This is a genomic window from Pedobacter gandavensis (assembly GCF_032678745.1).
Classification (GTDB): Bacteria; Bacteroidota; Bacteroidia; order Sphingobacteriales; family Sphingobacteriaceae; genus Pedobacter; species Pedobacter gandavensis_C.
Genome location: NZ_JAVTST010000002.1, coordinates 472161 through 485774 on the forward strand (window position 1 = coordinate 472161; position 13614 = coordinate 485774).

The 13614-nt window shown below is 39.4% G+C and carries 17 protein-coding genes; 15 read left to right on the top strand and 2 right to left on the bottom strand.

All coding sequences use genetic code 11. The annotated features are described in order from the left end of the window. Positions 1-283 precede the first annotated feature (283 nt). The 10 genes from hisG (at position 284) to R2S10_RS09780 (ending at position 8923) form a co-directional block, all read left to right on the top strand. Entirely contained in the window at positions 284-1135 is an 852-nt protein-coding gene (gene hisG / locus R2S10_RS09735) for an ATP phosphoribosyltransferase (protein WP_316840253.1), read from the top strand. Between the two features lie 23 nt (positions 1136-1158). Continuing rightward, entirely contained in the window at positions 1159-2445 is a 1287-nt protein-coding gene (gene hisD, locus R2S10_RS09740; protein ID WP_316840254.1) for a histidinol dehydrogenase, read from the top strand. A 2-nt stretch (positions 2446-2447) separates the two neighbouring features. After that, on the top strand, positions 2448-3491 hold the full coding sequence (gene hisC / locus R2S10_RS09745; RefSeq protein WP_316840255.1) for a histidinol-phosphate transaminase: 1044 nt from the start codon (positions 2448-2450) through the stop codon (positions 3489-3491). A 90-nt stretch (positions 3492-3581) separates the two neighbouring features. Further along, positions 3582-4715 (top strand): bifunctional histidinol-phosphatase/imidazoleglycerol-phosphate dehydratase HisB, encoded by a 1134-nt coding sequence (gene hisB / locus R2S10_RS09750; protein WP_316840256.1) that lies wholly within the window; start codon positions 3582-3584, stop codon positions 4713-4715. Then, positions 4715-5308, top strand: coding sequence for an imidazole glycerol phosphate synthase subunit HisH (hisH, locus tag R2S10_RS09755; protein ID WP_316840257.1), 594 nt, complete (start codon positions 4715-4717; stop codon positions 5306-5308). Before hisB ends, hisH begins: the two co-directional genes overlap by 1 nt. Before the next feature lies 1 nt (position 5309). Beyond that, on the top strand, positions 5310-6059 hold the full coding sequence (gene hisA, locus R2S10_RS09760) for a 1-(5-phosphoribosyl)-5-[(5-phosphoribosylamino)methylideneamino]imidazole-4-carboxamide isomerase (protein WP_265841304.1): 750 nt from the start codon (positions 5310-5312) through the stop codon (positions 6057-6059). Positions 6060-6063: 4 nt separating this feature from the next. Further along, on the top strand, positions 6064-6819 hold the full coding sequence (gene hisF, locus R2S10_RS09765) for an imidazole glycerol phosphate synthase subunit HisF (protein ID WP_316840258.1): 756 nt from the start codon (positions 6064-6066) through the stop codon (positions 6817-6819). Next, positions 6816-7406: a bifunctional phosphoribosyl-AMP cyclohydrolase/phosphoribosyl-ATP diphosphatase HisIE gene (hisIE, locus tag R2S10_RS09770; RefSeq protein ID WP_316840259.1), complete on the top strand. Its 591-nt coding sequence runs from the start codon at positions 6816-6818 to the stop codon at positions 7404-7406. The genes hisF and hisIE overlap by 4 nt, the downstream gene beginning before the upstream one ends. Before the next feature lie 56 nt (positions 7407-7462). Continuing rightward, a complete protein-coding gene (locus R2S10_RS09775) occupies positions 7463-8359 on the top strand; it encodes a WD40 repeat domain-containing protein (RefSeq protein ID WP_316840260.1) in 897 nt (298 codons plus the stop codon). 87 nt (positions 8360-8446) lie between these two features. Further along, on the top strand, positions 8447-8923 hold the full coding sequence (locus tag R2S10_RS09780; RefSeq protein ID WP_316840261.1) for an OsmC family protein: 477 nt from the start codon (positions 8447-8449) through the stop codon (positions 8921-8923). 33 nt (positions 8924-8956) lie between these two features. On the opposite strand, the gene R2S10_RS09785 is transcribed toward R2S10_RS09780, so the two are convergent. Next, positions 8957-9739 (bottom strand): C40 family peptidase, encoded by a 783-nt coding sequence (locus tag R2S10_RS09785; protein WP_316840262.1) that lies wholly within the window; start codon positions 9737-9739, stop codon positions 8957-8959. Positions 9740-9966: 227 nt separating this feature from the next. On the opposite strand from R2S10_RS09785, the gene R2S10_RS09790 reads away from it, so the two are divergent. Then, the gene (locus R2S10_RS09790; protein WP_316840263.1) at positions 9967-10422 is read left to right on the top strand and encodes a universal stress protein; all 456 of its coding nucleotides are present in this window, start codon (positions 9967-9969) and stop codon (positions 10420-10422) included. A gap of 52 nt (positions 10423-10474) precedes the next feature. On the opposite strand, the gene R2S10_RS09795 is transcribed toward R2S10_RS09790, so the two are convergent. After that, complete coding sequence (locus R2S10_RS09795; RefSeq protein ID WP_316749989.1) at positions 10475-10825, bottom strand: 4Fe-4S dicluster domain-containing protein; 351 nt, start codon at positions 10823-10825, stop codon at positions 10475-10477. Between the two features lie 75 nt (positions 10826-10900). Here R2S10_RS09795 and R2S10_RS09800 point away from each other — a divergent pair, with 75 nt between their 5' ends. The 4 genes from R2S10_RS09800 to R2S10_RS09815 all read left to right on the top strand — a co-directional run bounded on the left by R2S10_RS09800 (position 10901) and on the right by R2S10_RS09815 (position 13609). Continuing rightward, entirely contained in the window at positions 10901-11920 is a 1020-nt protein-coding gene (locus tag R2S10_RS09800) for an acyl-CoA reductase (RefSeq protein WP_316840264.1), read from the top strand. A gap of 88 nt (positions 11921-12008) precedes the next feature. Continuing rightward, positions 12009-12212 carry a fructose-6-phosphate aldolase gene (locus R2S10_RS09805; RefSeq protein ID WP_316840265.1) on the top strand — a complete coding sequence of 68 codons (204 nt, stop codon included), beginning with the start codon at positions 12009-12011 and terminating at the stop codon, positions 12210-12212. A 2-nt stretch (positions 12213-12214) separates the two neighbouring features. Next, on the top strand, positions 12215-12898 hold the full coding sequence (locus R2S10_RS09810) for a cell division ATP-binding protein FtsE (protein WP_316840266.1): 684 nt from the start codon (positions 12215-12217) through the stop codon (positions 12896-12898). 126 nt (positions 12899-13024) lie between these two features. Beyond that, the gene (locus tag R2S10_RS09815; RefSeq protein WP_316840267.1) at positions 13025-13609 is read left to right on the top strand and encodes a nucleotide exchange factor GrpE; all 585 of its coding nucleotides are present in this window, start codon (positions 13025-13027) and stop codon (positions 13607-13609) included. Positions 13610-13614: the final 5 nt, after the last annotated feature.

Here is a 13614-nt window from a genome sequence, read left to right on the forward strand (position 1 = left end):
TTTTTTTTACAAAACTAGACGTTAATTGTCATTATCAAACTCCTTTAGGCAAATTAAATGCCATATATATTTTGTTTTTTGCTTTCAATCTATATATTTGCAGTTCCACAACATGCTAAACATTGTTGATTAAGGACTTAAAAAGAATTATGAATCAAATTTTGAACCATCATTTACATTTGCACCATCGCCTGTCGGCGATGTATATGTAATGTTTTGTACTTCAAAACTTGTTTCCGAAATATCTTCTTGTCCAATATTCAATATATTCAATACAGCATAATTGAAAACACTTAAAATAGCTATCCAGAAATCTGGTAGATTAAACGAAAAGTCAGTAGAAATTCTTAAAAACTGTGGTTTATCATTCGAAAACTACAAAAGTTCCCTAATATCCACCGTTACCAATTTCCCATTAGAAATTCTTTTCCTAAGAGATGATGACATTCCAGAATATGTTCAGGATGGCATTGCCGATATTGGTATTGTTGGTGAAAATGTGATTGTAGAATCAGGCGCAGATGTATCTTATCTTCAACGATTAGGTTTCGGAAAATGCACCTTAAAAATTGCTATTCCTAATGAAAGCAGGATTACGGAGATCGCACAATTAGAAGGTAAAGCCATCGCGACTTCTTACCCGGTCATCTTAGAGAAGTATCTAAAAGAAAACCATGTAAAGGCAGAAGTAAGAACCATTTCCGGATCGGTAGAAATCGGCCCTGGATTAGGATTGAGCGATGCCATTTGCGATATCGTATCTACCGGTGGTACCTTAAAGAGCAACGGTTTAAAACCATTCTCTGAAGTGATGAAATCTGAAGCCATCCTGATTGGCAGCAAAGGATCAGAGTTACTACCTGAAGTACAGGAGTTATTACAAAGGATCCTTTCGGTATTACGCGCTAAAGAAACCAAATATGTGGTGCTCAACGTGGCGAAAATCAACCTAAAGAAAGTAGTAGATTTATTACCAGGTGTAAAAAGTCCAACTGTGGTGCCTTTGTTTGATGAAGAATGGGTTGCTGTTCATTCTGTAATTGCAGAACACGATTTCTGGGAAAAGATCAACAGCCTTAAAGCTGCCGGTGCCCAGGGAATTGTAGTTATGCCAATTGAGAAAATCATCGCTTAAGTTTCACCTAAAAACTCAACACAGTGAAAATCTATAGTTATAAAGAGTTGAATGAAGAAGAGATCAAAAATCTATGCTCAAGACAACTTGAAGACGATACTAATATTACGGATCGTGTAACTCAAATTATTGAGCAAGTGAAAACGCGTGGGGATGCTGCTTTGATAGACTATGCAGCGCAATTTGATCAGGTAGCCCTAACAGAATTATACTTGTCAGAAGCTGAGATTGAAAGCATTGCCGCAACTATTCCTGCAGCAGAAAAAGCAGCCATTGATACGGCTTATGCAAATATCAGGGCCTTTCACGCGGCACAGGCCAACACGGAAAATAAGTTAGAAACCATGCCCGGCGTAACCTGCTGGCGGGAATCCAGACCAATCAGTCGTGTGGGCCTATATATCCCCGGCGGATCAGCGGTTTTACCCAGCACCTTTTTGATGCTTGGTATCCCTGCTGTATTGGCTGGATGTAAAGAAATCGTAGTGTGTTCACCTCCACAAAAAGACGGAAAAACAAATTGCTACCTTGCTTATTGTGCGATAAAGCTTGGTATCAAAAGAATATATATGATAGGCGGTGCGCAAGCCGTTGCTGCCATGGCTTATGGGACGGAAAGCGTGCCTAAAGTTTACAAGATCTTTGGTCCTGGAAACCGTTACGTAACACAAGCGAAACAACTAATTCAATCCAGCAGCATGACTGCTATAGATATGCCTGCAGGTCCTTCAGAAGTTTTAGTCATTGCCGACAACACTGCCAATCCAGCATTCATCGCCTCCGATCTATTGGCTCAGGCAGAACATGGCGCTGATAGTCAGGCAATTTTAGTGGCAACTTCTCAGGAAATAGTTACCGAAACTTTAAAACAAATTGAAGCGCAGATTGCTGTACTTCCTAGAAAAGACGTCACAGAAAAGGCGATCGCCAATTCTTATGTAGTATTGGTGGAAAACCTGGAACAGGCCATGGAATTTAGCAACGAATATGCCCCTGAACACCTCATCTTAGCTACCGCTAAATTTGAGCAGCTAATCCCCTTAATTGAGAATGCAGGTTCCGTATTTCTAGGCAACCTGACTCCCGAAAGTGCCGGTGATTATGCTTCTGGAACCAACCACACCTTACCTACCAGCGGCTTCGCAAAAGCCTATTCTGGGGTATCCCTGGATTCTTTCCTTAAAAAAATCACTTTTCAACACATCACGGAACAAGGATTAGCCAATATTGGCAATACCGTTGAAGTATTAGCTGCTGCAGAAGGTCTGCAAGCGCACAAAAATGCAATCACTATTCGTTTAAAATCATAAAGATGGATATCAATAACCTCCAAAGAGAAAACATCAAAAATCTGAAACCATATTCTACTGCAAGAGATGAATATAAAGGACAGGCCAGTGTATTTTTAGATGCTAATGAGAACGGATACGGTTCTCCTCTAGATGTCAATTTTAACAGATACCCTGATCCATTACAACTGGATCTGAAAGATGCACTCAGCAAGATCAAAGGTGTACCTATTGAAAATACCTTCCTTGGAAATGGTAGCGATGAGGCAATAGACATCCTATTCCGTGCTTTTTGTGAGCCTGGAAAAGACAATGTCATCATCCTTCCTCCAACTTATGGAATGTATGAAGTTTCTGCAAACATCAACAATGTAGAAGCTAGAAAAGTAAGTCTTCTGCCTAATTACCAATTGGACCTGGAGAAAATTGCAGAAGCAATTGATGAAAACACGAAACTAATCTTCATCTGTTCTCCAAATAACCCTACAGGAAATTCTATCATCCGCACAGATATTGAAACCGTGCTGGCAAATTTCCAGGGATTGGTAATCATAGATGAGGCTTACATTAACTATGCAAAACAACGCACCTTTATTAAGGAATTAACAGAATACCCTAACCTGGTGGTCTTACAAACCTTTTCTAAAGCATGGGGCCTTGCCGCATTACGTCTGGGAATGGCATTTGCTGCCCGCCCTGTGATCGATATTCTAAATAAAGTAAAACCTCCATACAACATCAACCAGGCAACACAAGACCTTGCTTTAAAAGCCCTGGAAAACATTGCACAGGTCAACGAATGGATCAAACTCACTGTTGCAGAAAGAGAAAACCTGAGCGAAGAGCTGATCAACCTACCTATCGTTAAGAAAGTTCATGCTTCTGATGCCAATTTTATACTAATTGAAGTCATTGACGCGTTGAAAACTTATGATGCTTTAGTGAACCAGGGCATCATTGTCAGAGACCGGTCTAAAGTAACTTTATGCGAAGGTTGCCTTCGAATCACCATAGGAACCCCACAAGAAAACGAAATCCTCTTAGCAGCGTTAAAAGCGCTTAACTAATAAAACATGAAAACCATCATAAGCATATCCTTACTAACAGTCATAAATATGCTTATGGTAGCTTCATAACCCCTGAAAAAATATATTCTGATGAAAAAAGTATTATTTATTGACAGAGACGGCACCCTCATTAATGAACCACCTGATGAGCAGATCGACTCTTTTGCGAAACTGGAATTCTACCCGCGTTCTCTTTATTACCTTTCTAAAATAGCCAAAGAACTGGATTATGAATTAGTGATGGTAACCAATCAAGATGGATTGGGAACAGATGCTCACCCGGAAGCTAACTTCTGGCCGGTACACAACTTTGTAATGAACACCTTCGCCAATGAAGGCGTAGTTTTCAACGAGGTAATCATTGACAAAACTTTTGCCCATGAAAATGCCCCAACACGTAAACCTAACATCGGCTTACTGCAACATTTTCTAACCTCAGATTACGACCTTAAAAACTCATTTGTAATCGGTGACCGCATCAATGACATCATTCTTGCTAAGAATCTAGGTGCAAAAGCTATTTGGTTATGCAATAACCTGCAATTGGGTGCCAATGAAAATCTGGATAAGATAGAAGCCCTAAATGATCATATCGCATTAAAGACCCAAAACTGGGAAGACATTTATACCATGCTGAAAGCCGGAACACGGACAATTCACCATGAAAGAAATACCAATGAAACAAAGATCAGCATCGATATTGATCTGGATGGCACTGGCAAAGCGGAAATAGCTACAGGATTAAATTTCTTTGACCATATGCTGGATCAGATTGCGCGTCATGGAAGTATCGACCTGAAAATAAAAACCAATGGCGATCTTCATATCGATGAACACCATACTATTGAAGATACAGGTATCGCCCTTGGCGAGGCTTTTGCAAAGGCAATCGGCAATAAACTAGGTTTGGAGCGCTATGGTTTCTGTTTACCTATGGACGATTGTTTGGCACAGGCCGCCATCGACTTTGGCGGTAGAAGCTGGATCGTTTGGGATGCAGATTTTAAACGTGAAAAAGTTGGTGATATGCCCACAGAAATGTTTTATCACTTCTTCAAATCGTTTAGCGATGCTGCAAAATGCAACCTGAACATCAAAGCCGAAGGCGAAAATGAACACCATAAAATTGAAGCGATCTTTAAAGCATTCGCAAAAGCCATCAAAATGGCTATTAAACGCGATGCTGAAAAGCTAGTCTTACCGAGTACTAAAGGCGTATTGTAATGATTGGAATTGTAAACTACGGAGCGGGTAATATCTTTTCGCTGACCTCAGCATTGGAAAGACAATACCTCAACTATGGAATGGTCAATACGGAAGCTGATCTGGATAAATATACCCATATCATCATTCCAGGGGTAGGTCACGCTGGTGCAGCCATGAAAAAGCTGGAACAGACCGGTCTGGTAGCACCTATTAAAGCGCTTAAAAAACCAGTCTTAGGCATCTGTGTAGGCATGCAGCTCCTAACCGATCATTCTGAAGAAGGAGATGCTAAACTAATGGGGATTTTCCCTTTAAAAACCCGTTTATTTGACAAAAACCAGGGCATTAAAATCCCGCATATGGGATGGAATAATATCGAACATAAAAACAATGCATTATTTGAAGGGGTTATTAACCTGACACAATTTTACTTTGTGCATTCGTACTTTATTGAATATAACCCTATTTTTGATATTGCCACTGCAAACTATGGTACGCCATTTTCTGCAGCCATACAAAAAGATAATTTCTATGGCGTTCAGTTCCACCCGGAAAAATCTGGGAGCGCCGGCGAGCATATATTAAAGAATTTCTCAAACTTAAAACAATAAAATGTACATTATTCCTGCTATTGATATTTTAGATGGTAAAGTAGTCCGCCTTAGAGAAGGTGACTATAACCAGAAAACTGAATATGATGTTTCCATCGCTGAAATGATCGAAACATACCGTTCTAACGGTACAGAATTCATACATATTATTGACCTAAACGGTGCTAAAGGTGACTTCAGTAACCAGAAAGCATTGTTTGAAATTATCAGTAAAACTGATATGCGTGTACAATACGGAGGCGGAGTCCGCACCATTCAACAGGTTACAGACCTATTGGATGCAGGAATTCACCGCGTTATCGTAGGTACACAAGCCATTACTAATCCTGATTTTCTTGCGGAATTAAGTCAGGAAGTAGGCAAGAAATATGATTATGCCAACAGAATCGTAGTTGCGATTGATGTGTTGGATGAAGTGATCAAATATTCTGGCTGGATGGAAAGTTCACCAATCAAATTAATGGATTACGTAGATAAATGTCTGCAACTGGGCTTTTTCAGGTTCTTATGCACAGACATCAACAAAGATGGAAAACTAGGAGGAGCTGCTGTAGATCTTTATAAAAAACTATTGGAACACTCTCCATTCATTAAACTGATCGCTTCTGGTGGAGTAAGTTCAATGAAAGATATTGAAGAGCTGGCGAAATTAGACATCCGTTCTGTAGTAGTGGGTAAAGCCATTTATGAAAATAGAATCACTATCGAGGAGATCAAAGAATGGAATTTAAAGCAAATGACTTCTCTTTAAGCCGATGCTAAGTAAACGTATCATTCCATGCCTGGATGTTAAAGATGGCAGAACGGTTAAAGGGGTCAACTTTATCGACCTTAAAGACGCGGGAGACCCGGTAGAACTGGCCTGGCAATATGCCCAGCAAGGTGCTGATGAACTCGTGTTTCTGGACATTACCGCTACCCATGAACGTCGTAAAACGATGATAGAAATGGTCAAATCAGTTGCCCGTCAGCTGAACATCCCCTTTACTATTGGTGGTGGAATTACCACCATTCAGGATGCAGAAGCCCTGTTAAATGCTGGAGCAGATAAAATCAGTATCAATTCTGCAGCAGTAAAGAACCCTGCTTTAATTGAAGAACTGGCTGCTGCATTTGGCGTTCAGTTTGTAGTGGTTGCTGTAGATACCAAATTGGTGGAAGGGAAAAACCGCGTTCATTTAAACGGTGGCAGGCTGATCACAGAATTGGAAACAGAAAACTGGATTCAACAAGCGGAAAGTAGAGGTGCCGGAGAAATTCTGCTGACTTCTATGGACCATGATGGGACGAAACAAGGATTTGATTGTGGCTTATTGAATACCATTACTCAAATGATCAACATCCCTGTTATTGCCTCTGGAGGTGCCGGAACAGTAGAACATTTTATTGAAGTCTTTGAAAAAACAGGCGTCGATGCAGCCCTTGCGGCTTCGGTATTTCACTTCGGTGAGATCCCTATCCCCGACCTGAAACAAAAATTAAAATACCACAATATACCTGTAAGGTTATGAATATAGATTTTGAAAAAACAGACGGACTGGTTCCTGTCATCATTCAGGACGACCAGACACTGGAAGTTTTAATGCTGGGTTACATGAATCAGGAAGCCTGGACAAAAACTCAGGAAGAAGGTAAAGTAACCTTCTTTTCCAGGTCTAAAAACCGCCTGTGGACCAAGGGTGAAGAAAGTGGCAACTTCCTTTTCGTAAAAGATACGCACATTGATTGCGATCGTGATACCATCTTGATTAAAGCCAGTCCAGTAGGCCCAACTTGCCATACAGGAAGCAGAAGCTGCTTTAAAACAGACTACAATCAGAACTTCCTTTTTGAATTGGAAAGCATTATCTCCGACAGATACGAAAACCCTTCGGAAGAATCATATGTCAACAAACTTCGTCAGAAAGGACTGAACAAGATTGCACAAAAAGTAGGTGAAGAAGGTGTAGAAACCGTTATTGCCGCTTTAAATGAAACTGATGAAGATTTTGTGAATGAAAGTTCCGACTTAATTTTCCACCTTTTAGTATTGCTAAAAGAAAAAGGAAAAAGCTTAACAGAGATCGCCCAGAATCTGGAGAAAAGACACCTTAAATAAAAATGGTGCTGTAAATAACAACAGCTCTAAAATAAAAATTACCGAATAACATAATTATGCTGAAACACTTACATACCCTAAATGGACACCAGAATCCAATTTATGCCCTAGCGAACTCCCCTAAAAAAGACACCTTTTTTAGTGCCGGTAATGACAAAGGTGTGGTAGAATGGTCCTTGGAAACGATGGGTTTTGTAAAAGTTCTTGTACCGGTGCAAAGCTCTGTATATGCTTTGCACCGCTTCGGCAACCTGTTATTTATCGCACAACGTAGCGGATTGATCCTGGTCTTTAACCTCGATCAAGAAAAAGTAATTGCTACTTTAAGCTTCCATCAAAAAGGGGTATTTGACCTAAAAACCATTACTTACAAAAATGAATTGATCAGTACTGGAGAAGATGGAACACTGGCAGTATGGTCTTTAGCAGACTTCTCTTTATTGTATCATTTCCAGGTGATTCCCCAAACCCTCAGGGTCATTGCCTTAAGTAATGATGAAAAGGAAATGGCATTAGGTGGTAAAGACGGAGTGATTAGAATCTATAATTCTGAAGATTACAGCCTTGTTAAAGAACTAACCAGTCACACTTTACCCATTACCTCCTTACAATATGCTCCTGGCGGAGATTACCTGATTTCAGGGAGCCGGGATGCTCAATTGAAAGTATGGAGCCTCCCTACATACGAATTGATCAATAGCATCGCTGCTCATATGTTTAGTATCTACGCTATTGCATTTCATCCTACAGAACCCTATTTCGCCACCTGTAGTCAGGATAAAGGCATTAAAATATGGGGCAGTCAAGATTTCAAATTATACAAAATTCTGAGTCTGGAGAAGAACACAGAAGGCCATTTCCATTCCATTAATAAACTGATTTGGTCTGCTGATGGGAAATACCTGATCTCTACCGGAGACGACCGACAAGTCATGGTCTGGGAATTTAACTAGCAGGTTATCAGAACACTGCCATTTACTTTCAAAAAACTGAGAAAAGAAAAGTAAGAATGTTTAAATTGGTATAAAATAGTACCGATCATGGCAAAAGAACATCAATATAAAACTGCAGTCACCTGGACTGGAAACAAAGGTTCGGGGACGATGGACTACCGCTCTTACGATAGAAGCTATGTGATATCAATTGATCATAAAGCAGACATTTCTGGTTCTTCTGATTCTGATTTTATGGGAGATAAGACCAAACATAATCCAGAGGATTTACTGGTTTCTTCCCTCTCCTCTTGTCACATGCTATGGTACCTTCACCTTTGCTCTCAGAATGATATTATTGTGATGGATTACAAGGACAATGCCGTAGGTACCATGTTAGAAAACCCAGATGGTAGTGGTCATTTTTCAGAAGTGACCTTATATCCGGTGGTCACGATTACTAAAGCAGAAGATCAGGACAAAGCCAATGCATTGCATGAACAGGCACATAAAATGTGTTTTATTGCCAATTCCTGTAACTTCCCGGTAAAGTATCAGCCTAGTTGTTTGGTAGAAAGTAATTAATGAATGATCTCCCAGTCGAAAAAGACTGGGCTTTTAAATAAAGCGCTTTATGATTCTCAGTTTGTGACTATAACGTCCCAGTTCTGCATTGTAAATCCCCTGATCATCTATTGGATCAATTCTAACCTTACCCGAAGCATGTATAATCCGATCAGTGCTGAGCATAATGCCCACATGGATAATCTTCCCATCGGCATTATCAAAAAAAGCAACATCGCCTGGTTTTACACCTGGTAAAAAGTCTACCACTTCCCCTTGCTCTGCCTGCTGCCAGGCATCCCGTTTCAATTGAAGCCCATTCATTTTAAACACAATTTGTACAAATCCAGAGCAATCTATCCCAAACAAATTCCTCCCTCCCCATAAATAAGGTGCATTTAAAAAGAAAAGCGCATGCTGAATCAATTCTTCTATCGTATGAAAAGCAGTAATTTTTAAAGGCGTAAACATCACTTTAAACTTTTGTTGGCCCAGATAGCAAAAACCATTGTCCAACATTGGCAGGTTACTACCCGGAGAAAGGTAATACTTAGTCCCCTCATCATCGATCACTGTTCCCAGCAATTCTGCAGGAACAATATGGTCACAATCATGATTATGGACGTACTGCTCTAAAGAAAGCATGGCCAGTTGTTTGAAATCCATCCAGCCTTCATAACCATCGTAAGCATTGTAGATCAACCACCAGTTTTCTTTCTTTTCAAGAATTTCTACATGATCACCAAAAAGCAACTGAGAACTAATTTCTGCCTTATCAGAAGCTTCAGTCCTTAGTGGGGCGATGGCCACCCTGCAAATTCCATATTCTTGTTCCATATTGTTGCATTTCTGGTGCTATAAAAATAACAATATCTCTATCATTATTAAGCAATATTATAAGATTTCAAATTTCCTGGTTGTTTTCTATAAACCGCTTGAAAATCTATATATTAGACCAAAGGATTACCGGATTCAGAAAATTCGCTTTTTTTATCGCTTGGTAGCAAGCAAACAATTCATAGTTACAAGATGTCTTAATAGTATAACCATTAAATTGTAAGATCATGAACCTTAAAAAGATTTTAATTGCTGTCGACAATAGTACCTGCTCCGAAAAGGCGGCCAAGACAGGGTATGAAATCGCAAAAACATTTGGTGCAGAAGTCGCACTGGTTAATATCATAGAGCCTATTCCGGCAAATATCAACCCAGACCTCACCCTTGCCCCGGTTTTTTTAGAGACTTACGACAATAGTGAAGAAAATAGCAATATGCTATTGAAAGAAATAGAAGGAAAATATAGTCTAGGAATTCCAACCACTTATTTAAGTGTGATTGATAATGCAGCACATGGCATCATTCAGCAATCCGACGAATGGGGCTCCAACCTGATTGTAATTGGCACTTATGGCCGTACAGGTCTCTACCATTTCCTAATGGGAAGTGTTGCAGAACACGTCGCCAGAAAATCAGCTTGCCCTGTATTGATTGTTCCCAATAAATTTGAAGATAAAGATTAAGCATAAAAAAGGACGCCAAAAGCGTCCTTTATATTTTTCAATAATTCTGTTCTTAGTTTTCCTGATGTAACCAGGCCTTTTTAGCCAATAGCTCTTCTTCAGTTTCACGCACATCTTCATCATCAACACAACAATCTACCGGGCAAACTGCCGCACATTGAGGTTCATCATGAAAACCTTTACACTCTGTACATTTATCGGAAACGATATAATAAACTTCGTCCGATCCTGCTTCCATAGCAGCTTCTGAGTCCACTTCTTTACCGCCGAAATCAATGATACCATTTAAATTGGTTCCATCAGAGAATCTCCAGGCTGTGCCTGCGTCATAAATCGCATTATTTGGGCATTCAGGCTCACATGCTCCACAGTTAATACATTCGTCTGTTATTTTAATAGCCATGTCTTCGTCTAATTCTAATGCTAAGGTTACCTTTGCAAGGCAAATATAACACATAAACTTTAAAATAATTGGAATATGGCAATCCTTACTGCTGAAAAACTCAAAATTGCATTCAAAAAGCTTGGTCAATTTACTGCTAATCCCGATCCTGACTTTAAAAATTTAATTTTATCAGCGCCAAATAGCAATGCCTGGTTCACTGTTGAAGAAGTAGAAAAAGCACTTAAAGCTTTAAATCATATGCTCAATGACCAGGATATTGAAACCTGGTTTAAAGCCATTAAAGTTAGCGAAACACCTAAAAAAGTAGGACTGATCCTGGCTGGAAACATCCCGATGGTCGGTTTCCACGATGTCATTTCTGTTCTGGCTACAGGAAACATTGCACTCATCAAACTTTCCTCTTCAGATGATAAACTATTACCAGCTTTATTGAAAAGACTAATTGAGATCGAACCTTTACTGGCAGATCACATCGTTTATGTAGAAAGACTAAAAGATTTTGATGCGGTGATTGCAACCGGCAGCAACAATACCTCCAGATATTTCGAGTATTATTTCGGTAAAGTACCTAATATCATCAGAAAAAACAGAAATAGCGTAGCGGTATTGACCGGCGAAGAAAGCAGGGAAGAAATCGCAATGTTAGGTCATGACATCTTCGATTACTTCGGATTAGGTTGCAGAAATGTATCCAAGCTTTTCATCCCTGAAGACTATGACATCAAAAATTTCTACGAGCCTATAGAGTCTTTCCAGGACATCATCAATCATTTTAAATACAACAACAACTACGATTACAACAAATCAATATACCTGGTCAATGCCGCAACACATTTCGACAATGGATTTCTATTGCTGAAAGAAGATGTAAATATGGTATCGCCATTGGCAGTACTGTTTTATGAACGCTATGAGAACCTGGAAGAAGTTCAGGAAAGATTGGCTAAAGAAGAGGAAAACATCCAATGTATTGTTTCTAAGGCTGATTTAAAGCTAAATACTACTGTATTGGCACCGGGACAAAGCCAGGCGCCAAGATTGTGGGATTATGCCGACAATGTAAACACCATTGAATTCCTAAACGGAATATAAAGGCTTGATTCTTGTATCCAAACTCATGAAGAGGTAAAATTAGGGCGACCGCTTCATTTCTCATTTTGAAATACTATTTTTGAACAAAATGTATGTAATCAAAGTTAAAGGCATTGCCAAAATCCCAGACTATGTACAGTTAAGGGATGATAAATTCACGCTATTGGCGTACTTTAGGGTAGATAGACCTGAGAAATCTTTAGAAAAGCTAGGTTTAGGGGAGAAATTGACCTATATAATGAATTTTGTGAACGATTTGCCCTTCGGACAAATTGCTAAATTAGATATTTAAACATGACAGAAAACGCAGTTATAAACTTAAAGAACGTAGATGTGTTCCAGCAAAAACACCTGGTCTTATCTAATGTAAATCTGAATGTGGACAAAGGAGAGTTCGTTTTTCTAATCGGTCAGACGGGATCTGGTAAAAGTAGTTTACTAAAAATCATTTACGGCGACCTTCATATCGGAAACGGTGAAGGACAGATTGCAGGATTTGATTTAAAGAACCTGGCGATTAAAGACGTTCCTTATTTACGTAGAAAACTGGGTATTGTTTTCCAGGATTTTCAACTGCTAACCGATAGAACGGTAGAAAAAAACTTAGAGTTTGTATTAAAAGCAACGGGTTGGAAAGATGCAGCCTTAATTCAAGAGCGCATTAAAGACGTATTGGAAAAAGTAGGTTTACGTTCTAAGATCAGAAAAATGCCTCATGAGCTTTCCGGTGGAGAGCAGCAACGTGTGGTAATTGCCCGTGCATTATTGAACAATCCGGAAATTATCCTGGCCGATGAGCCTACAGGAAATCTTGACCCGGATACTTCTGAAGAAATTGTGATGTTACTGAAACAAATCAGTCAGGGAGGAACCGCTGTACTTATGGCTACCCACGACTACCATATCATCCGTACTTTACCTTCCAGAATCATAAAATGTGAAGGTGGTATCGTGCATGAGGATGCACAAATTGTGTAACCATATTCTGACAAATTATTATTATTCAGCCATTCTAGTCAGTCTTTTCATTTGAAAACTGACAGTATGGCTGATATCATTCATTGGCAAACCTTTTGAGTTTGAATCCAAAAATTCTACTATACCATGTTTAGCAAGAAGAAAAAAAACGACATCGAAGATCCTATAATGGAAAATACTGCTGATGAGCAGGTAACCAACGTGCAAGCCGAAGAAAGTGCAGATGCCGCTTCAACAACAGAAGAAGTTCTTCCAGAACTTTCAGTTGAAGAAAAACTACAACAAGAAGTTGCTGCATTAAATGATAAATATCTGCGCTTATTTGCAGAGTTCGACAACTATAAACGTCGTACTCAAAAAGAACGCGTAGAGCTTTTACAAACTGCAGGTAAAGACGTAATTGTCTCTATGCTTCCGGTATTGGACGATTTTGACCGTGCCAACAAAGCAATGCAAGGTGCTACAGACGTAGCTCCAATCCTTGAAGGACTGGCATTGGTTCACCACAAATTAAAAAGTACATTGAGCCAAAAAGGCCTGAAAGAAATGGAAACATTACATACTCCATTTGATACAGATCTTCATGAGGCAATAACTAATATTCCTGCTCCAAATGAGGAGTTAAAAGGAAAAGTGATGGACGAATTAGAAAAAGGATACACTTTAAACGACAAGGTAATTCGCTTTGCCAAAGTCGTTGTAGGGAGTTAATATTT